Origin of the sequence: Blastococcus sp. HT6-4, assembly GCF_039679125.1 — a bacterium.
GTDB lineage: Bacteria > Actinomycetota > Actinomycetes > Mycobacteriales > Geodermatophilaceae > Blastococcus > Blastococcus montanus.
Map to the genome: position 1 here is coordinate 3999238 of NZ_CP155551.1, position 19666 is coordinate 4018903.

General features: G+C 73.3%; 20 protein-coding genes. 7 read left to right on the forward strand and 13 right to left on the reverse strand.

From position 1 onward, the window contains the following. The first annotated feature begins 170 nt into the window (after window positions 1–170). Window positions 171–1163 carry a glycerophosphodiester phosphodiesterase family protein gene (locus ABDB74_RS19155; protein WP_346620385.1) on the forward strand — a complete coding sequence of 331 codons (993 nt, stop codon included), beginning with the start codon at window positions 171–173 and terminating at the stop codon, window positions 1161–1163. Between the two features lie 72 nt (window positions 1164–1235). Here ABDB74_RS19155 and ABDB74_RS19160 read toward each other — a convergent pair whose 3' ends face one another. After that, window positions 1236–2525: an adenylosuccinate synthase gene (locus ABDB74_RS19160; protein ID WP_346620387.1), complete on the reverse strand. Its 1290-nt coding sequence runs from the start codon at window positions 2523–2525 to the stop codon at window positions 1236–1238. A 67-nt stretch (window positions 2526–2592) separates the two neighbouring features. Here ABDB74_RS19160 and ABDB74_RS19165 point away from each other — a divergent pair, with 67 nt between their 5' ends. The 3 genes from ABDB74_RS19165 to ABDB74_RS19175 all read left to right on the forward strand — a co-directional run bounded on the left by ABDB74_RS19165 (window position 2593) and on the right by ABDB74_RS19175 (window position 5242). Further along, complete coding sequence (locus ABDB74_RS19165) at window positions 2593–3207, forward strand: hypothetical protein (RefSeq protein ID WP_346620389.1); 615 nt, start codon at window positions 2593–2595, stop codon at window positions 3205–3207. Window positions 3208–3350: 143 nt separating this feature from the next. Beyond that, the gene (locus ABDB74_RS19170) at window positions 3351–4415 is read left to right on the forward strand and encodes an ABC transporter permease (RefSeq protein ID WP_346620391.1); all 1065 of its coding nucleotides are present in this window, start codon (window positions 3351–3353) and stop codon (window positions 4413–4415) included. Then, entirely contained in the window at window positions 4412–5242 is an 831-nt protein-coding gene (locus ABDB74_RS19175; protein ID WP_346620393.1) for an ATP-binding cassette domain-containing protein, read from the forward strand. The genes ABDB74_RS19170 and ABDB74_RS19175 overlap by 4 nt, the downstream gene beginning before the upstream one ends. A gap of 26 nt (window positions 5243–5268) precedes the next feature. Here ABDB74_RS19175 and ABDB74_RS19180 read toward each other — a convergent pair whose 3' ends face one another. From ABDB74_RS19180 to ABDB74_RS19210, 7 genes are all read right to left on the reverse strand, one after another. Next, a complete protein-coding gene (locus ABDB74_RS19180) occupies window positions 5269–5412 on the reverse strand; it encodes a GPGG-motif small membrane protein (RefSeq protein WP_346620395.1) in 144 nt (47 codons plus the stop codon). A 150-nt stretch (window positions 5413–5562) separates the two neighbouring features. Next, the gene (locus tag ABDB74_RS19185) at window positions 5563–5985 is read right to left on the reverse strand and encodes a DUF3151 domain-containing protein (protein ID WP_346620397.1); all 423 of its coding nucleotides are present in this window, start codon (window positions 5983–5985) and stop codon (window positions 5563–5565) included. A 2-nt stretch (window positions 5986–5987) separates the two neighbouring features. Then, a complete protein-coding gene (gene fbaA, locus ABDB74_RS19190) occupies window positions 5988–7022 on the reverse strand; it encodes a class II fructose-bisphosphate aldolase (protein WP_346620398.1) in 1035 nt (344 codons plus the stop codon). 146 nt (window positions 7023–7168) lie between these two features. Beyond that, entirely contained in the window at window positions 7169–8521 is a 1353-nt protein-coding gene (locus ABDB74_RS19195; protein ID WP_346620400.1) for an FAD-dependent oxidoreductase, read from the reverse strand. A 37-nt stretch (window positions 8522–8558) separates the two neighbouring features. After that, entirely contained in the window at window positions 8559–9980 is a 1422-nt protein-coding gene (locus ABDB74_RS19200) for an FAD-linked oxidase C-terminal domain-containing protein (protein ID WP_346620402.1), read from the reverse strand. Between the two features lie 118 nt (window positions 9981–10098). Then, window positions 10099–10653: an orotate phosphoribosyltransferase gene (pyrE, locus tag ABDB74_RS19205; RefSeq protein ID WP_346620403.1), complete on the reverse strand. Its 555-nt coding sequence runs from the start codon at window positions 10651–10653 to the stop codon at window positions 10099–10101. Between the two features lie 71 nt (window positions 10654–10724). After that, entirely contained in the window at window positions 10725–11396 is a 672-nt protein-coding gene (locus ABDB74_RS19210; protein ID WP_346620405.1) for a fasciclin domain-containing protein, read from the reverse strand. A gap of 186 nt (window positions 11397–11582) precedes the next feature. Between ABDB74_RS19210 and ABDB74_RS19215 the strand changes: the two genes are divergently transcribed. Further along, window positions 11583–12041 (forward strand): hypothetical protein, encoded by a 459-nt coding sequence (locus ABDB74_RS19215; RefSeq protein ID WP_346620406.1) that lies wholly within the window; start codon window positions 11583–11585, stop codon window positions 12039–12041. A 30-nt stretch (window positions 12042–12071) separates the two neighbouring features. Here ABDB74_RS19215 and ABDB74_RS19220 read toward each other — a convergent pair whose 3' ends face one another. Next, window positions 12072–12854, reverse strand: coding sequence for a hypothetical protein (locus ABDB74_RS19220; RefSeq protein WP_346620408.1), 783 nt, complete (start codon window positions 12852–12854; stop codon window positions 12072–12074). A gap of 111 nt (window positions 12855–12965) precedes the next feature. Beyond that, window positions 12966–15560, reverse strand: a complete 2595-nt coding sequence (clpB, locus tag ABDB74_RS19225) for an ATP-dependent chaperone ClpB (protein WP_346620409.1) — start codon at window positions 15558–15560, stop codon at window positions 12966–12968. A 211-nt stretch (window positions 15561–15771) separates the two neighbouring features. Between clpB and ABDB74_RS19230 the strand changes: the two genes are divergently transcribed. Both ABDB74_RS19230 and ABDB74_RS19235 read left to right on the forward strand, forming a co-directional pair. Further along, a complete protein-coding gene (locus ABDB74_RS19230) occupies window positions 15772–16248 on the forward strand; it encodes a MarR family transcriptional regulator (protein ID WP_346620411.1) in 477 nt (158 codons plus the stop codon). Window positions 16249–16324: 76 nt separating this feature from the next. Beyond that, entirely contained in the window at window positions 16325–16762 is a 438-nt protein-coding gene (locus ABDB74_RS19235; protein ID WP_346620413.1) for an OsmC family protein, read from the forward strand. A 66-nt stretch (window positions 16763–16828) separates the two neighbouring features. Here ABDB74_RS19235 and ABDB74_RS19240 read toward each other — a convergent pair whose 3' ends face one another. From ABDB74_RS19240 to ABDB74_RS19250, 3 genes are all read right to left on the reverse strand, one after another. After that, window positions 16829–18508: a DHA2 family efflux MFS transporter permease subunit gene (locus ABDB74_RS19240; RefSeq protein ID WP_346620415.1), complete on the reverse strand. Its 1680-nt coding sequence runs from the start codon at window positions 18506–18508 to the stop codon at window positions 16829–16831. Between the two features lie 224 nt (window positions 18509–18732). Then, the gene (locus ABDB74_RS19245; RefSeq protein WP_346620417.1) at window positions 18733–19221 is read right to left on the reverse strand and encodes a MarR family transcriptional regulator; all 489 of its coding nucleotides are present in this window, start codon (window positions 19219–19221) and stop codon (window positions 18733–18735) included. Then, window positions 19218–19664, reverse strand: coding sequence for a heat shock protein transcriptional repressor HspR (locus ABDB74_RS19250; protein ID WP_346623920.1), 447 nt, complete (start codon window positions 19662–19664; stop codon window positions 19218–19220). Before ABDB74_RS19250 ends, ABDB74_RS19245 begins: the two co-directional genes overlap by 4 nt. Between the last annotated feature and the right edge of the window lie 2 nt (window positions 19665–19666).

Below are 19666 nucleotides of genomic sequence, written 5' to 3' on the forward strand. Positions count from 1 at the left end.
CAGCCACACACGCATCGTAAGATGTGCGTCACATACGGTTCTGAAGACCGCTGGTCAGCGCAACGGCTGCTCGATTGTGCGCAATCCGTCCCCTCCAGTTCCCCCCTGATTCATCCGATTCATGTGTTGTGGGAGTCATGCGCGCGACCGAGTCGCTGGCGAATCGGCCAGTGACACGTCTTCCCCGCCCTGTCGTCATCGGACACCGCGGCGCCCCGGCCTACCGGCCGGAGCACACGCGGGCCAGCTTCGAGCTGGCCATCGACCTCGGCGCCGATCTCATCGAGCCCGACGTCGTCGTCACCGGGGACGGGGTGCTCGTCGTCCGGCACGAGAACGAGCTCTCGCTCTCCACCGACGTGGCCGAGCACCCCGAGTTCGCCGACCGCCGCACCAGCAAGGTCGTCGACGGCGAGCTCTGCACCGGCTGGTTCACCGAGGACTTCACCTACGCGGAGCTGCGCGCCCTGCGCTCGGTCGAGCGGATGCCCTCGCTGCGCCCGCTGAACACCGCCTACGACGGCCGGTTCGGCATCCTCACGCTCGCCGAGGTGATCGAGCTGGCCCGCTGCCGCTCGACCGCCGAGCGCCCCGTCCGCGTCCTGGCCGAGCTCAAGCACCCGGAGTGGGCGACCTCGCTGGGCCTGCCGATGGGCGAGCTCGTGGCCGACGATCTGCGCCGGCTGGGCGCCGACACGGCCGACGGCACGGTCGTGATCCAGTCGTTCGACGCGTCGGTGCTCCGCGAACTGCGCACCCGCCTCGGCGAGGACGGCCCCCAGATGGCCCAGCTGGTCGGTGACGCCCCCGCGTCCGACGTCCTGGTGTCACCGTCCGGACTCCGCGAGATCTCCACGTACGCGCAGGCGGTGGCCCCGAGCCGGGAGCGGGTCCTGGCCAGCGCCGACGACCACTTGCTCACCGGCACGCCGCACCTCGTGCAGCAGGCGCACGCGGCCGAGCTGGCGGTGTTCTGCTGGACGCTGCGGGCGGAGAACGCCTTCCTCCCCGAGCACCTGCGCCGCGGCGACGCCCCCGACGCCCACGGCGACGCGGTCGGCGACGCCCTGCAGCTGCTGGCCCTGGGCGTCGACGGGCTGATCACCGACTCCCCCGACCACGCCGTCCGGGCCCGGACGGCCGTCACCGCACAGCTGGTCTGAGCCGGACGGGTCAGACCAGCCGGGGGACGGCGCCCGGCCGCGGTGCCGTCCGGAAGACGGCAGTGACGGAGATCAGCCGATCAGGTCGTGGAGGACCACGTTCTCCTCGCGGCCGGGACCGACGCCGATCACGCTGATCCGCGCACCGGAGAGCTCCTCGAGCCGGCGCACGTAGGCCTGCGCGTTCGCCGGCAGCTCGTCGAAGGTCCGGCAGTGCCGGATGTCCTCGAACCAGCCCGGCATCTCCTCGTAGACCGGCTTCGCGTGGTGGAAGTCGGTCTGCGTCATGGGCATCTCCTCGTGCCGGACGCCGTCGACCTCGTAGGCCACGCAGATCGGCACGGTGTCCAGCCCGGAGAGCACGTCGAGCTTGGTGAGGAAGTAGTCGGTGATGCCGTTGACCCGGCTGGCGTACCGGGCGACGACGGCGTCGAACCAGCCGCACCGCCGGTCGCGGCCGGTCGTCACACCGACCTCGCCGCCCTGCTTGCGCAGGTACTCGCCCCACTGGTCGTGCAGCTCGGTCGGGAACGGGCCGGAGCCGACGCGGGTCGTGTAGGCCTTGAGGATGCCGACGACCCGCTCGATCCGGGTCGGACCCACCCCGGCCCCCACGGCGGCGCCGCCGGCGGTCGGGTTGGACGACGTCACGAACGGATAGGTGCCGTGGTCGACGTCGAGCAGGGTGCCCTGCGAGCCCTCGAGCAGCACCCACTCCCCGGCGTCGAGGGCCTTGCCCAGCAGCAGCCGGGTGTCGACGATGCGGTGCCGGAGCGCCTCGGCGTACGCCGTGTACTCCTCGACGACCTCGTCGACGTCGATGGCCTTCCGGTTGTAGACCTTGACCAGGATCTGGTTCTTCTCCTGGAGCGTGCCCTCGAGCTTCTGGCGGAGGATGGACAGGTCGAGGAGGTCCTGCACCCGGACGCCCGCGCGGGCGACCTTGTCGCCGTAGGCGGGGCCGATCCCGCGGCCGGTGGTGCCGATCTTGCGCTTGCCCAGGAACCGCTCGGTGACCTTGTCGAGGGCACGGTGGTGCGGCATGATCAAGTGCGCGTCGGAGGAGATGACCAGTCGCGAGGTGTCCACCCCCCGCTCCTCCAGTCCGGCGAGCTCCCTGATCAGCACCTCGGGGTCGATCACGACGCCGTTGCCGATGACCGGCGTGCAGCCCGGCGTCAGGATCCCCGAGGGGATCAGGTGCAGGGCGTACTTCTCCCCGTCGGGCGTGATGACGGTGTGCCCGGCGTTGTTGCCACCCTGGTAGCGGACGACGTAGGGGACGCGGCCGCCGAGCAGGTCGGTGGCCTTGCCCTTGCCTTCGTCGCCCCACTGGGCACCGATCAGCACGACAGCGGGCATCGGCTCCTGGTTCTCCTGTCCATCGACACCCGGGTCGATCCCGGCCGGCAGGTGGCAGGGTATCGGCATGCCGTCGGTCGAGCTGGACCTCCGCCGCCTGGACCCCACCGAAGCGCCCCGCGCCGCCCTGCTGGAGCCCGTCGCCACCGCCGATGCGCTGGTGGTGCGCGGCCCGGTCGCCGGCCTGAACGCCGTGCTCGCGGCCCTGGTGAAGTCCGGGCGGAACGCGGAGGTGCCGGTGGCGTGGGAGCCGGCCCGGGACAAGGCGTCGGCCGCCCTCGCCCGCGACCTCGGGATCGGCACCGGCGCGCCGCGGGACCTGACCCTGGTCCGTGACGACCACGGTGGCGTGCTGCTGCACCACGGCCGCATCGAAGCGGCCGGCGGCGGGCGGCGGTCGCTGTCCCGCCGGCTGGGGCTGCAGGCCCACCACGACGAGATCAAGGTCGCCGACGGCGAGATCACCCGGATCGACGTCCGGCCCGACTGGTCGGCCGTCGACACCATCGGCGTGACGGTGATGACCCTGCCGTTGCGGCCGACCCGGCACACCAGCGGCCGCGCTCTGCAGACGGCGTCGGACCCGGCGCGGATCGTGCGCGACGGCGTGCCGTACCTGCGGCCGGTCAGCCGCTGGACGTGGTACGCCGACATGCGGGTGCGCTGGCGGCTGCAGCCCTGAGCGGACCGTCCTCGTCCCCGCGACCCGCACGCTCGGCGCGGGCCCGTGCGGGTGGCTGGCGGCGTCGTGGACACTGGGGGCACCCCGCTCGCCGAGGAGGACCCGCTGCCGACGTCCTGCATCCCCACCGGGGAGCCCCGCCGGTGACCAGCGACCGCCTGTCCACCTTCGGCCACCGCCCCGCCCCGCTGCCGCTCGGACGCCGGGTGCTGGGACGTGCGCTGGCCCGGCCGAGCCTGCCCGCCGTCGTCGGGCTCGTGCTCGTCGTCGTCTTCTTCGCCCTGCAGGTGCCGGACCTGCTGACCCCGTTCGGGCTGGCCACGGTCCTCGACACCGCCGCCCTGCTGGGGATCGGCGGCGTCGCCGTCGCGCTGCTGCTGGTGGCCGGCCAGTTCGACCTGTCGGTCGGGGCGCTCGCGGTCTCCAGCTCGCTCCTCACCGCGCTGCTGATCGGCTACGGGGGCTGGGGCACCTGGCCGGCGCTGCTCGTCTCGCTGCTCGCCGCACTGGCGGTCGGGGTGGTCAACGGCGTGCTGGTCGTCAACACCGGCCTGCCGAGCTTCCTCGTCACGCTGGCGACGTTCCTGATCCTCCAGGGCACCTCGCAGGCCGGCGCGCAGGCGGTCGCGGGGTCCACCCGGGTCAGCGGCCTGGACCGGACGCCCGGCTGGTCGTCGGCGAGCGCCATGTTCGACGCCACCGTGGAGGTTGGCAACGGCCGGTTCAGCGTCGCCATCCTGTGGTGGCTGGGCCTGACGGCGCTGGCCACCTGGGCCCTGTGGCGCACCAAGTTCGGCAACGCGGTCTTCGCCAGCGGCGGCGCCCGCCAGGCCGCGCGGGAGCTCGGCGTGCCGGTCCGGCGGACCACCGTGGCCCTCTTCTGCCTCACCGCGACGGCGGGCTGGCTGCTGGGCACCTTCACGCTCGTGCGGCTGGGCAGCGTGCAGGCGGGCGGCACCGTGGGGATCCTCAGCGGTATCGACTTCATCGTGATCGCGGTCATCGGCGGCTGCCTGCTCACCGGCGGCTACGGCTCCGCGATCGGTGCCGCCGTCGGCGCCCTGCTCTACGCGGTCGCGCGGCAGGGCATCACGCTCGCCGACTGGGACACCCGCTGGTTCTCGGCGCTGCTGGGAGTGCTCCTCCTGGTGGCCCTGCTCGCCAACGGCGAGGTGCATCGCCGGCTCAAGGCGAGGCCCCGGTCGTGAGCACCGCCCTGCCAGCCGACGGCGAGACCGGCCCCTGCCCCGTCGTGGAGCTGCGCGACCTCACGGTGCGCCACGGCAACGTGCCGGCGCTCAGCCGCGTGCACGCGACACTGCTGCCCGGCCAGATCACCTGTGTGCTGGGGGAGAACGGCTCGGGCAAGTCGACGCTGGTGTCGGTCCTGTCCGGGCTGCGCCGGCACGACGAGGGCGAGCTCCGGGTGGACGGTTCCCCGGTGCGGTTCCGCTCCGCCCGCCAGGCCCGCGAAGCCGGCATCGCCACGGTGTGGGAGGACCTCGCCGTCGCCCCGCTGCTGTCGATCTGGCGGAACTTCTTCCTCGGCGCGGAGCCCACTCGAGGGATCTGGCCGCTGCGCCGGCTCGACGTGACCGGAGCCCGCGAGACGACGGTGCGGGCGATGGCCCGGGTCGGGATCACCGGCCTGGACCCGGACCAGCCCGCCAGCAGGCTGCGCGCCGGGGAGCGGCAGAGCCTCGCCGTCGCCCGGGCCCTGCACTTCGGTGCCCGCATGCTGGTCATCGACGAGCCGGTGACTCCCATGACGGTCGCCCGGCAGACGCTGTTCGGGCAGGCGATCCTCGCCGCCCGGAGCCAGGGGCTCGCGGTCGTCGTCGTCACCAACAACCCGCGGTACGCGCACCTCATCGGCGACCGGTTCCTGCTGCTGGCGCACGGCCAGGTGGCGGGGAACCTCACGCGCGAGGACGTCGACGCCGACGTGCTCACCGCGCTGATGGCCGGTGGTGAGCAGCTCACCACCCTGACCGACGCGCTGACCTCGCTGCACCCGGAGCTCGGCGACCGCTGAGGCGGCCGCCGAGCCCGGGTGATCGGTCAGGTGAAGATACTGACTCCGCCGGGGCCGACCAGCAGACCGAGCACGATCAGGACGATCCCCCAGACGATCTCCTTGCGGACGATCGCGACGACGCCGGCGACCACAAGGACGACGGCGAGGATCCACAACAGGGTGGCCATCAGAGAGTCCCCTCTCTAGGGCGCCGGGACGACGCCGTGCACTCTCCGTGGTGGACAACCGCAGCGATTCTCAAACCCCGACCGGAAGAAGGCCTGCTCACGGGTGAACCGGTGGCAGGCAACCTGATCGCCTGTCACCCGTTGTGACCGTCAGGGCGCCAGCGTCGGATCGCAGTCGCGCAGCAGCTGGATGCAGCGCTCGTGCTCTCCGTGCTCCCCGATCGCCTCGGCGGCCGTCGCCAGGGCCTGCACGCACCGCAGGAAGCCGCGGTTGGGCTCGTGCGACCACGGCACCGGGCCGAAGCCCTTCCACCCGTTGCGGCGCAGCGAGTCCAGCCCGCGGTGGTAGCCGGTGCGGGCGTAGGCGTAGGCCTCGATGGTGTCGGTCAGCTGGCGCTCGGGACGGGTCAGCGCCGCCTCGGCCAGCGTGGCCCACAGGGCGCTCACCGTGGGGTGGTGGGCGACGGTCTCGGCGGCCGTCGCGCCCTGCGCCAGCTCGGCGTCGGCCTCCGGGGTCGGCGGCAGCAGCGTCGCGGGCGGCTCGCCCAGCAGGTTGTGGTGGGAGTGGCTCATGCTCACGCCCCCTGCGACTGACCGGCCGAGAGCAGGTGCTCGCAGGCCTCGACGATCCGGGCGGCCATGCCGGTCTCGGCCGCCTTGAGGTAGCCGCGCGGGTCGTAGGCCTTCTTGTTGCCGACCTCGCCGTCGATCTTCAGCACGCCGTCGTAGTTGCTGAACATGTGGCCGGCGATCGGGCGGGTGAAGGCGTACTGGGTGTCGGTGTCGACGTTCATCTTCACCACGCCGTAGGAGAGCGCCTCGCGGATCTCCTCGGGCGCGGAGCCCGAGCCGCCGTGGAAGACCAGGTTGAACGGCTTGGCGCCCTCGCCCAGGTCGAACTCCTTGGCCACGAGGGCCTGGCCGCGCTGCAGCACGTCGGGGCGCAACTTCACGTTGCCGGGCTTGTAGACGCCGTGCACGTTGCCGAAGGTGGCGGCCAGCAGGTAGACGCCCCGCTCGCCCAGGCCCAGCTGCTGGGCGGTGCGCAGGAAGTCGCCGTCGGCGGTGTAGAGCTTCTCGTTGATCTCGGCGACGACGCCGTCCTCCTCGCCGCCGACGATGCCGATCTCCAGCTCGAGCACGATCTTGGCCGCCGCGGCCTTCTCCATGAGCTCCTCGGCGATGTCGAGGTTCTCGGTGAGCTCGATCGCCGACCCGTCCCACATGTGCGACTGGAACAGCGGCGCCTGGCCGGCGTCCACCCGGTCCTTCGACAGCGCGATCAGCGGGCGGACGTAGGAGTCCAGCTTGTCCTTGGGGCAGTGGTCGGTGTGCAGCGCGACGTTGACCGGGTACTTCTCGGCCACCACGTGCGCGAACTCGGCCAGGGCCACCGCGCCGGTGACCATGTCCTTCACCCCGGTGCCGGAGCCGAACTCCGCACCCCCGGTGGAGAACTGGATGATCCCGTCACTGCCGGCGTCGGCGAAGCCGCGCAGCGCCGCGTTGATCGTCTCGGAGGAGGTGCAGTTGATCGCCGGGTAGGCGAAACCGCCCTCCTTGGCCCGGCTGATCATGTCGGCGTAGACCTCGGGGCTGGCGATGGGCATGCGGGCACTCCTCCGTCGGGAACGGCTGTACTGCGCTGTACGTGCGGACGTCGGTGATCAGTATCGCGCTGCGCCCCCCGCCTGCGACAGCGTGGGCGGCAGCGGAGCCCGACCGGGCGACACCGGGGCCGGCCGGTGGTGGCGGCTCAGCCCTGCTCGATCCGGCTGACCACCCGCGCGGCGACGACCACGGGGTCGTAGGTCGGGGAGAACGGCGGCGCGTAGGACAGGTCGGAGCCGGCGAGGTCCTCGGCGGTCATCCCCGCCCAGATGGCGGCGGCCAGCACGTCGATCCGCTTGCCGGAACCGGGGCCACCGACGATCTGGGCGCCGAGCAGCCGCCCCGACCCGGCCTCGCTCAGCAGCTTGATCGCGATCTCCTCGGCGCCGGGGTAGTAGCCGGCCTTCGTCGTCGCCTCGATCGTGTCGGTGCGGTAGTCGAACCCGGCCTGCTCGGCCTCGGTGGTGCACAGCCCGGTGCGGCCGATCTCCAGGTCGCCCACCTTGGTCAGGGCCGTGCCCAGGACACCGGCGAAGCGGGCCGCCCGGCCGCCGATGACCGAGCCGGCCACCCGGCCCTGCTTGTTCGCGTGGGTGCCCAGCGCGATGTGGGTGGCCTCGCCGGTGACCCGGTGGAAGGTCTGCGAGCAGTCGCCGGCGGCGTAGATCTCCGGGTGCGAGCGGGTGCGCTGCGTGCGGTCGACGGCGATGGCGCCGGTGGTGCCCAGCCGGATCCCGGCGCGCTCGGCCAGCCCCACCTCCGGGCCCATGCCGAGGCCGAGCACGATCAGGTCGGCGTCGTAGCTGCCGGCGTCGGTGCGCACGCCGCGGGCGCGGCCGGACTCGTCGACCAGGATCTCCCGCACCGCCTGGTCGGGGTGCATCTCCATGCCCATGGCGCCCATGCCGGCGCACACCCGTTCGGCCATGTCGGCGTCGAGCAGCTGCATCGGCAGCGGGTCGGCGAGGACGACGGTGACCTCCAGCCCGCGCCGCTGCAGGGCCTCGGCCATCTCCAGCCCGATGTAGCCGCCGCCCAGGACCAGCGCCCGGCGCGGCCCGGCGTCCAGCGCGGCGCGGATCGCGGCGCCGTCGTCGAGCCGGTGGACGCCGAAGACACCCGGGGCGTCCAGGCCGGGGATCGGCGGCCGGTTCGGGCGCCCCCCGGTCGCCACCAGCAGCCGGTCGTAGCCGATCCGCTCGCCGGTGTCGGTGACCACCTTCCCGGCGCCGGCGTCGATCTCCGTCGCCCGGGTGCCGGTGTGCACGGTGATGTCCCGGGCGGCGAACTCCACCGGCGTCCGAGCGATCAGGTCGTCCCGGTCCTCGACCTGCCCACCGACCCAGTACGGGATGCCGCAGGCGGAGTAGGAGACGACGTCGCCCTGCTCCAGCACGACGATCTCCAGGTCGTCGGCCGTCCGCAGCCGGCGGGCCTGGGCCGCCGCCGACATCCCCGCCGCGTCGCCGCCGATGACGACCAGTCGCTCGGTGCTCATGGGTCCAGCCTGGCATCCGGGGGCGACGGGCGGCAGCTCATCGGGAGCGGAACCCGGGCCCGGCCGCCGTCCCGGCGCGGAAGACCTTGCCGGGGTTGAGCAGGCCGCCGGGGTCGAGGGCGGACTTGATCGAGCGGTGCACGTCCAGCGCCACCGGGCCGATCTCCCGCTCCAGCCAGTCCACCTTCAGGTTCCCCACGCCGTGCTCGCCGGTGATCGTGCCGCCGAGGGCCAGCCCGAGCTCGAGGATGTCGTCGAACGCGCCGAAGGCCCGCGCTCGCTGGCCGTCGTCGGTGGGGTCGAACACGACGGTGGGGTGCATGTTGCCGTCACCGGCGTGGCCGACGACGCCGATGACCAGCCCGCGCGCCGCGGCGATGGCGTCGCAGCCGTCGAGGAACGCGGCGATCCGGGACCGCGGGACGGCGACGTCGTCGATCAGCGTGCTGCCCAGCCGCTCCAGCGCGGGCAGGGCCATCCGCCGGGCGGCCAGCAGCAGGTCGCCCTCGGCCTGGTCCTCGGTCGTGTGCACGAACTCGGCCCCGGCCTCCCGGCAGAGCCCGGCGAGGACCGCGATCTCCGCGGCGGCGGCCGCTCCCCCGGTGTCGGACTGCGCCACCAGCAGCGCGTGCGCCGAGCGGTCGAGGTCGGCCTTCAGCAGGTCGTCGACCGCGCGGATGCAGGTGTTGTCCATGACCTCCAGCAGGCTGGGTACCAGCCCCGCGGTCACGACGCGCTCGACCACCTGACCGGTCTGCGCCGTCGTGGCGAAGGTGGCGACGAGGGTCACCGGCTCCTTCGGGGCCGGGCGGAGCGCGAGGGTCGCCTCGGTGATGATCCCGAGCGTCCCCTCCGAGCCCACGAACAGCCGGGCCAGGTCGTAGCCGGCCACGCCCTTGACCGTGCGCCGGCCGGTGCGCAACACGCGCCCGTCGGCGAGCACGACCTCCAGGCCGAGCACGTAGTCGGTGGTGACCCCGTACTTCACGCAGCACAGGCCACCGGAGTTCGTGGAGAGGTTGCCGCCGATCGTGCACCAGTCGTAGCTGGAGGGGTCCGGTGGGTAGAACAGCCCGGCCCCGGCGACGGCGTCGCGCAGCTGCTTGTTGACCACGCCCGGCTGGACGACGGCGAGCCGGTCGGCCGGGGAGACCTCCAGGACGGCGTCCATCCGGGTCATCACCACGGTGATCGCGCCGTCGACGGCGTTGCTGGACCCGGCCAGGCCGGAGCCGGCGCCGCGCGGCACCACGGGGATGCCGTGGCGGGTCGCCGTCCGCAGCACCGCGACGACGTCGTCCGTGCAGCGCGGGAAGACCACCGCGGCCGGGGTGCCGGCCGGGGCGAGCATGGCCTGGTCGCGGGCGTACGAGGAGGTGACGCCGGGGTCGAGGAGGACGCCGTCGGCGCCCAGCGCGTCCTGCAGTTCGGCCACCCACGCCGTCGTCACTGTGGTCACCGTCACACGGTACGACTCCGCCGTCACCACGATCAGGGACCCTGATCGTGGCGCGTCCTCCCTCATGTCCCACGGTGAGGGAGGACGCTCGATGATCAGGGAAGCTGATCCCGGCGGGTCAGGCGAGGCCGAGGTCGGCGAGGGTGAAGGCGGCGCGGTACTGGAACCCGGCCTCCTCCACCGCCGCGCGCCCACCCCGGTCGACGATCACCGCGACCGCCACCACCTCGGCGCCGGCCTCCTGCAGCGCCTGCGCGGCGGTGAGCGGGCTGCCGCCGGTCGTGGAGACGTCCTCGACCACGAGCACCGCCCGGCCGGCGACGTCGGGGCCCTCGATGCGGCGCTGCAGCCCGTGCGCCTTGCCGGCCTTCCGCACGACGCACGCGTCGAGGAAGCCCTCGCCCGCCGCCGCGGCGTGCAGCATGGCCGCGGCGACCGGGTCGGCGCCCAGGGTCAGCCCGCCGACGACGTCGTAGCGCAGGTCGCCGGTGAGCTGGCGCATCACGCGGCCGACCAGCGGTGCGCCCTCGTGGTGCAGCGTCAGCCGGCGCATGTCGATGTACCAGTCGGCCTCCTTGCCCGAGGAGAGCGTGACCTTCCCGTGCACCACGGCGAGGTCGACGATCAGCTGGAGCAGCCGGTCGCGATCGGGCAGGGTCGGGGCAGCCGTCATGCAGCCGACCCTACTGAGGCGCGGGGACGGGGCACGTCGCTGCGCGGACGCACCCGGGCGAGCACCCGTCCTCAGGAGGTGGGGGCGAGCACCTGGTCGATGATGTAGACGGTGGCGTTGGCGGTCTGCACGTTCCCGCAGATCACCGAGGCCTCCATCTGGCCGAGGAGGGTGCCGTCGGCGCCGATCGTGAAGTCCTCGCCGGAGCCCTCGATGGTGACCTCGTCGTTGTTCAGCGTGGTGTGCGTGCCGGCCAGCTCGTCGGGCGCCAGACGGCCGGGGATCACGTGGTGGGTGAGCACCGCGGTCAGCTGCGGGGTGTCGGCCAGCAGTTCGTTCAGCGCGTCGGCCGGCACGGCCTCGAACGCCGGGTCGGCCGGAGCCAGCACGGTGATGTCCTCGGTCGTGTTGAGGGTGTCGACCAGTTCGGCGGCCTGGACCGCCTGCGCGAGCGTCGACAGCGCCGGGTTGTTGCTCGCCGCAGTGGCGACCGGGTCGTCGGCCATCCCCTCGACGCTGCCCTCGCCCTCGGTCGGGACCGCGGCACAGCCCTCGCCGAACGGCTCGTCCGACGTCGGCACCGGGCTGGTCTCGACGGCCTCCGGGACCGCGGGGGTCGTGGCCTCGCCCAGGGCGACCTCACCGGTGGTCCCGGTGCCTTCCTCCGCGCCGCAGGCGCTCGTCGTGATGGCGAGGGTGGAGACGGCGGCGAGCAGGATGCCGCGGGTGAGGCTGCGCTTCATGGTGGTGCTCCTGTCGTGTGTCCGAGCGACGGCGGTGTCGCGCTCGGGTGGTACGCCGGCCGTGCCCGGTGACGGTGACGACTGGACTTCCCGGGCCGACGACGATCCGGATTCATCCCGGCCGGGATTTCTCCCGGCCACCGACGCCGTCCCGGGGGCCGCCCGCCGGTCTGCCAGGCTGAGCCGGTGCCGGCCTCACCCTCTCCCCGTCCCGCCGGCGACGCCAGCCCGCAGATGCCGGTGTCGGCGCGGGTCGCGGTCGCCCTGCTCGCCACGCTGGCGGTCCTGCTCCTGCTCTACGTGGTGATCACGTGGCTCGGCCGCGACGGCCTCCTGGAGGTGCTCACGGAAGCCGGCCTCACCCGGGCCGAGGCGGAGCAGTACGTGATCGTCAACACGGCCGCGCCCGCCGTGCTCGGCCTGGTCTTCGCGGTCTCGGCGTGGGCCCTGGGGAGCCGCCGGTCGTGGGGTCGCTGGACCGGGGTGGCGGCTGCCGCGGTGCTGGGCCTGCTGGTGCTCTCCACGATGGTCACCGCCGGCGGGATCACGGTGATCTCGCTGCTGCTCCTGGTGCTGTCGATCGCCGCTGCGACCAGCCTGCTCGCGCAGCCCACGCGGGAGTGGCTCGCGCCGGCCCGCGGCTGACGAGGGGCCGGCGCGGGCCCGCGCCGGCGGTCAGCGCTGGCCGGTGGCCCGCTGCCACTTGCGGAAGCGGTACCAGTCGTTGGAGGGCTTGAGCGCCAGCAGCACCACGCCGACGGCGACCAGGACGACCTGGAACCAGGTCAGCGCGGTGACGAACGGGAACGGGCCGGTGGACATCGTGTTGAACGGCGCCGTCAGCAGGGTCAGGCCACCCAGCACCCAGAGGATGATCCGGGCCCAGTTGCGGCCCTGCCAGGCGAACCAGAGCACCAGCAGCTGCAGCAGGAGGAAGAGGACCGAGAACGCCAGACTGACCTGCAGGATCAGCTCGGACATGGCCTCGACGTCGAAGCCCTCCAGCTCCGGGTCGTCGATCCCGGCGCCGGACTGCGCGAGGGTCCAGTCCAGGACCTCGTCCCAGTTGAGCAGCATGGCGACCGACGCGATCGCGCTGAGGACGAGGGAGGCCATGAAGGCGCCGATGCCCGCGCGCACGGTCAGCGGGCGCTCCATCGGTGTCGGGGCATCGGGACCCCAGCCGGGGGCGGACGGCGCGGGCGCGTACCCGTACGGCTGCTGCCCGTAGGGCAGCTGGCCATAGGGGTGCTGGCCGTACGGGGGCTGCCCGTAGGGCGGAGCCTGACCGTACGGGGGCTGCTGGCCGTGCGGCGGCTGCTGGCCGTACGGCGGCTGGCCCTGCTGGGGCGCCGGCGGCCAGCCGGACGGCTGCCCACCCTGGGCCTGCGGCTGCTCGTCCTGGCCCTGCGGCCGGCCGTCCGGCTGCCCCTGCTGGTCGCCCTGACCCGCCGTCATCGCGCCTCCGCTCCTCGGTCCCCGTCGTTCGCCGCGATCATGGACGACGACGGGGACCGAGGACCAGCCGGGCGCGCGGGTGCACCCGATCGGACGCGGCGGCGCGCGAGGTCAGCCGCGGGCGACGCTGAGCCCGGCGTCGGCCTGCCCGGCGACGTCGGACCGCCAGTCGACGACGACCTCGTCGCCGTCCCGGATCTCGCCCGACAGCAGCGCCTTCGCCAGCTGGTCGCCGATCGCCGACTGCACCAGCCGGCGCAGCGGCCGCGCGCCGTAGACGGGGTCGAACCCGTTGAGCGCCAGCCACTCCCGCGCGGCGTCGGTCACCCGCAGCGTGAGCCGGCGGGCGGCCAGCCGGCGGGCCAGCACCCCGACCTGGATGTCGACAATCCCGGCCAGCTCGTCGGTGCCGAGCGCCCGGAACACGACGACGTCGTCGAGCCGGTTGAGGAACTCCGGCTTGAAGTGCGACCGGACCACCTCCAGGACGGCGTCCCTGCGCCGGTCCTCGGGCACCGACTGGTCGGCGATGATCTGCGACCCGAGGTTCGAGGTGAGGATCAGGATGGTGTTCCGGAAGTCCACCGTCCGGCCCTGGCCGTCGGTGAGCCGGCCGTCGTCGAGCACCTGCAGGAGCACGTCGAAGACGTCCGGGTGCGCCTTCTCGACCTCGTCGAGCAGGACCACGGTGTACGGACGGCGCCGCACCGCCTCGGTGAGCTGTCCGCCGGCCTCGTAGCCGACGTAGCCGGGGGGCGCCCCGACGAGGCGCGCCACCGAGTGCTTCTCGGAGTACTCGCTCATGTCGATGCGGACCATCGCCCGCTCGTCGTCGAAGAGGAACTCCGCGAGCGCCTTGGCCAGCTCCGTCTTGCCGACACCCGTGGGGCCGAGGAACAGGAACGAACCGGTCGGGCGGTCGGGGTCGGCGACCCCGGAGCGCGCCCGGCGGACGGCGTCGGACACCGCCCGCACCGCGTCGGGCTGGCCGACGACCCGACCGGTGAGGCCCTCGTCCATGCGCAGCAGCTTCTGCGTCTCGCCCTCGAGCAGCCGGCCGGCCGGGATCCCGGTCCAGGCCTGGACGACCTCGGCGATGTCGTCGGGGCCGACCTCCTCCTTGAGCATGGAGTCACCGGTCTCGACGGACGCCTCGGCCTCGGCCAGGGACTTCTCCAGCTGCGGCAGCCGGCCGTAGCGCAGCTCGGCGACCCGCGCGAGCTCACCGTCCCGCTCCGCCCGCTCGGCCTCGAGGCGCAGCCGCTCGAGCTCCTCCTTGATCGCCTGGATCCGGCCGATGGCGCTCTTGTCCTGCTGCCAGCGGGCGGTCAGCTCGGCGAGCTCCTCGCGCTTGTCGGCGAGGTCCTCGCGGAGGGCGGCCAGCCGCTCGATCGAGGACGGGTCGTCCTCCTTGGACAGCGCCATCTCCTCGATCTCCAGCCGGCGCACGGCGCGCTCTACCTCGTCGACCTCGACCGGGCGGCTGTCGATCTCCATCCGCAGCCGGCTGGCGGCCTCGTCGACCAGGTCGATCGCCTTGTCCGGCAGGAACCGGGACGTGACGTACCGGTCCGACAGGGTGGCCGCGGCGACGATCGCGCCGTCGGTGATCCGGACGCCGTGGTGGACCTCGTAGCGCTCCTTGAGCCCGCGCAGGATGCCGATGGTGTCCTCCACCGAGGGCTCGCCCACGAAGACCTGCTGGAACCGGCGTTCCAGCGCCGCGTCCTTCTCGATGTGCTCGCGGTACTCGTCCAGCGTCGTCGCGCCGACCATGCGCAGCTCACCGCGGGCCAGCATCGGCTTGATCATGTTGCCGGCGTCCATCGCCGAGTCGCCGGTGGCACCGGCGCCCACGATGGTGTGCAGCTCGTCGATGAAGGTGACGACCTGCCCCTCGGCCTCGGTGATCTCCTGGAGGACGGCCTTGAGCCGCTCCTCGAACTCGCCGCGGTACTTCGCGCCGGCCACCATGGCCCCCAGGTCCAGCGCCATGAGGCGCTTGCCCTTGAGGCTCTCCGGGACGTCGCCGGCCACGATCCGCTGCGCGAGCCCCTCGACGATCGCCGTCTTGCCGACCCCGGGCTCGCCGATCAGCACCGGGTTGTTCTTGGTCCGGCGGGACAGCACCTGCACCACGCGGCGGATCTCGGTGTCCCGGCCGATGACCGGGTCGATCTTCCCGTCGCGGGCCCGCTCGGTGAGGTCGACGGCGTACTTCTCCAGCGCCTGGAAAGTGCTCTCCGGGTCCGCCGTCGTGACCTTGCGGTTGCCGCGGACCGTGCGGAAGGCGGCCAGCAGTGCGTCGCGGGTGGCGCCGGCGCTGGTCAGGACGGCGGCGGCCTCTCCCTCGGAGCCGGCCAGGCCCACCAGCAGGTGCTCGGTGGAGACGTACTCGTCCCCGAGCGCCCCCGCCTGCTCGGACGCGGCGTTGATGACCCGCAGGAACTCGCGCGACGGCGCGGGTGCGGACACGGTGGCGCCACTGACGCTCGGCATCCGGCGCAGCGCGGCGTCGGCCTTGCTGCGCACGTCCACCGGGTCGGCGCCGACGGCGGTCAGCAGCGGGCCGGCGATGCCGTCGGACTGCTCCAGCAGGGCGGCCAGCAGGTGCAACGGCTCCAGCGCCGCCTGACCCCGGTCGACGGCGAGGCGCTGGGCCCCCGCGACGGCCTCCTGCGAACGGGTCGTGAGCTTGCTGTCCATGCTCGGGCGACGTCCTTTCGTCTCTCGGGATGCGCCGTCCTTCCGTGGACGACGCGGTTCGCCGGGTGCAACGACCGATGGGTTGAGTCTGTTCCGCTCAACTCTGCCAGCCGCGGGGGCGTTCCCGCAGCCCCCGCGGCCCCCACCCCGAGGGGCCGGCCGGGACCGCGACGTTTGCTCCCCCGCGCGGCGCGCCCCGTAGACTGGGGGGATGACCGCCCTGCCGGCGCCGAGCGTGGCGCTCGACGACCAGCTGTGCTTCGCGCTGTACGCCGCCTCGCGCGCGGTGACCGCGCGGTACCGCCCCATGCTCGACGCGATCGGTCTGACCTATCCGCAGTACCTGGTGATGCTGCTCCTCTGGGAGTCGGACAACCAGACCGTCGGGCAGCTCGGCTCGCGGCTGGCGCTGGACAGCGGCACGCTGTCCCCCCTGCTCAAGCGGCTCACGGCGGCGGGCCTGGTCACCCGTCACCGTCGCGTGGAGGACGAGCGGTCGGTCTCGATCGCCCTCACCGACGCCGGCCGCGCCCTGCAGGACAAGGCCGTCGCCATCTCCGAGGAGATGATCGGCGCCATCGGGTTCGACGCCACCGAGTTCGACGACCTCAAGGCCCGGCTGCGGCTGCTCACCGAGCGGGTCAACGGCGTCGCCGCGGTCGAGGCCGGTTCCGGGCCGCGACGGTAGGCCGGCGCCACCCCGGGTAGGAGGACGGCCACGGCGCCGCCCGAGCCAGGGGCGGCCATGGCCCGGAAGGGGCAGCATGCCCACACGTACCGCCCGCACCGCCTGGAACGGCACCCTCCAGGAGGGCTCCGGACAGGTCGAGCTCTCCAGCTCCAAGGTCGGCACCTACGAGGTGTCCTTCCCCAAGCGTGCCGCTGACGAGGCCGGCGGCACCACCAGCCCCGAGGAGCTCATCGCGGCCGCGCACTCGTCCTGCTTCGCGATGGCCCTGTCGAACGAGATCGGGAAGGCCGGGGGCACCCCGCAGTCCCTGGAGGTCTCCGCCGAGGTCACGCTGGGCCAGAAGGACGGCGCCCCGGCGATCACCGGGATCCAGCTGACCGTGCGCGGCGAGGTCGAGGGCCTCGACGCCAGCGGTTTCGAGAAGGCCGCGCAGGCGGCCAAGGTCGGCTGCCCGGTCAGCAAGGCGCTCACCGGCACCGAGATCACCCTGGACGCGTCACTGGAGCAGTGACGCGGCACCCCTGACACCACGACGGCCCGCCTCCCGACCGATCGGGAGGCGGGCCGTCGTCGGTCGTCAACGGGCGGCGTGAGCCGATCCGGCGTGCGCCACCTCGCCGGAGCGCTCTCCCTCGGCACCCCGGCCCTCGATGCGGTCGGCGTCGATGCGCACCGCCTCGGCCCGCTCCGCCTGCCGGCGCTCGTCGCCGGTCTCGGTGCGCAGCGCGACCTCCCGGATGAAGAGGACGGCGACCACGGTGACCACCGACACCGCGGCGGCGACCAGGAAGACCCGGTCCGTCGCATCCCCGTAGGAGATGCGGATGAGCTCCTGGATCGGAGCAGGTGCGTCGGGGAGGTCCGCCAGACCGACCTGCCGGCCACCGGCGGCGGCCTCACTCGCCCCCGGGGCGCGGCCCAGCCCGTCCTGGATGAGGTCGCCGACGTGGTTGCCGAGCACCGCCCCCAGGACCGAGACGCCGACGGTGCCACCGAGGCCGCGGAAGAAGGCGACCGCGGAACTGGCCGCGCCGAGGTCGCCGGCCGCCACGGTGTTCTGCACGGCGAGCACCAGGTTCTGCATGCTCATCCCGATGCCGGCGCCGAGGACGAACAGGAAGACGCTCAGGAGCACCATGTCGGTCCGATGGTCGATCGTGGCCAGCAGCCCGAACCCGGCCATGATCAGCACCGCCCCGGCCGAGAGGTAGGCCTTCCACCGGCCGAAGCGGGTGATCAGCAGGCCCGAGACGGTGGAGGAGATCAGCAGCCCACCGACCATGGGCAGGGTGAGCAGGCCCGCCGCGGTCGGGGAGTAGCCGCGGGACATCTGCAGGTACTGGCCGAGGAAGACCGTGGACCCGAACATCGCCACGCCCACGGGGATGCTCGCGACGATCGCGAGGGTGGTGGTGCGGTCCCGGAACAGCCGCAGGGGCACGATCGGCTCGGACGCCCTCAGCTCGGTGGCGACGAAGGCGCCGAGCGCCAGCACCGTGCCGCCCAGGAAGAGAACCGTCTCGGCCGAGGCCCACGCGAAGCTGCTGCCGGCCAGGGTGACCCAGATCAGCAGTGCGGAGACGCCGGCGGCGAGGAAGGCGGCGCCGAGGTAGTCGATCGTCACCTTCCGCCTGGTGACCGGCAGGTGCAGGGTGCGCTGCAGCAGGACGAGCGCGACGGCGGCGAAGGGCACGCCGACGTAGAAGCACCACCGCCAGCCCAGCCAGCTGGTGTCGACCAGCAGGCCGCCGAGCAGCGGACCACCGACGGTCGCGACCGCCATGACCGCGCCCATGAGCCCGGCGTACCGGCCCCGCTCCCGGGGGCTGATCATCGCGGCGATCGCGATCTGCACGAGCGCCTGCAGGCCGCCGAGGCCCAGCCCCTGCAGCACCCGCCAGGCGATCAGGGTCTCCACCGACTGCGCGAGACCGGCCAGCATCGAGCCGACGATGAAGACGACGATCGAGAGCTGGATGAGCAGCTTCTTGCTGAACAGGTCGGCGAGCTTGCCCCAGACCGGCGTCGACGCAGTGGACGACAGCAGCGTCGCCGTGATCACCCAGGTGTACTGGTTCTGCGTGCCGCGCAGGTCGGTGATGATCGTGGGCAGGGCGTTCGAGACGACGGTCGCGGACAGGAACGCCACGAACATCGCCAGCAGCAGCCCCGACATGGCCTCGAGCACCTGCCGGTGCGTCATCCTCCCCTGCCGCTCGACCGGCGCCTGGGGCGTGTCGGTCGGGGCGGTGCGCACGGGACTCCGGGTCGGGTCTGCTGCGGTGGCGGGACGAGGCAACGGGAAGCGGAGCGTCATCCGGCGACCCCCACCGCACCGGCCACGGCGGCCACGGGCCGGTCCCGGGTCTGGGGAGTGAGCGACACGGCGACGTCCTCGGCGTGGACAAGTAATTGCAGACCGCAACCATACGCCCGTATGGTTGCGGTCTGCAACGCCCATGCGCTGTGTCCCGGCTCACCTCACCGGTCGGGCGGCGGCTCCTTCGACTCGGCCTCGCGCGCGTCGCCGATCCGGTTGAGCCGCCCGAGCAGCGCCGCCAGCGTCGCGACGTCGTCGGCCGGCCATCCGGCCAGGTCGCTCTCCCAGCGGGCCCGGCGGGCCGAGCGGATCCGGCTGAGCCGGGCCGAGCCCTCCGCCGACGGGCTGAGCACCTGGGCCCGACCGTCCTCGGGGTCGGCGGCGCGGTCGACCAGCCCCAGGTCGACCAGGCTCGCGACCTGCCGGCTCACGGTGCTCTTGTCCAGCCCCAGGCGGGCCACCAGGTCGCTGGCGCGCAAGGGTCCGGCGTCCTCCAGCAGGGCGAGCAAGCCGTAGGCGGCGCCGTCGAGATCCGGGTGGAGCTCCCGCGCCAGCCGGGCGGAGATGGCGCGGGAACGGCGCAGCAGCAGCCCGATCTCCCGCTCCAGCGCCACGTACGCCGCGTGCGACTCCGAGGGTGCGCCGGTCACCGGGCGGCCCCTGGCCGCCAGACCACCAGCGCGGAGCTCGACCGGCGGTGCGGCACCAGGTCGGCCCGGTAGGCGGCCGGGACGGCTGCCTCCGCCGCCATCCGGCGGTTCTCGGAGTGCTGGAGCTCCTCGAGCAGCTCGTGCACCCGCGCCCGGAGCGCCTCGACCTGCGACTCGAGGTCGATGATCCGCTTGATGCCGGCCAGGTTGACGCCATCCTCCTGCGACAGCCGCTGCACCTCCCGGAGGAGGGCCACATCGCGCGGGCTGTACCGGCGGCCACCGCCCGGCGTCCGGCCGGGGCTGACCAGACCCAGCCGGTCGTACTGGCGCAGCGTCTGCGCGTGCATGCCGGCCAGCTCGGCCGCCACGGAGATGACGAAGACCGGCGCGTCCTCGGCCACGGCCCGCCCGGCGTCGGCGGCGGCCCGGCCCGGTGGCATCG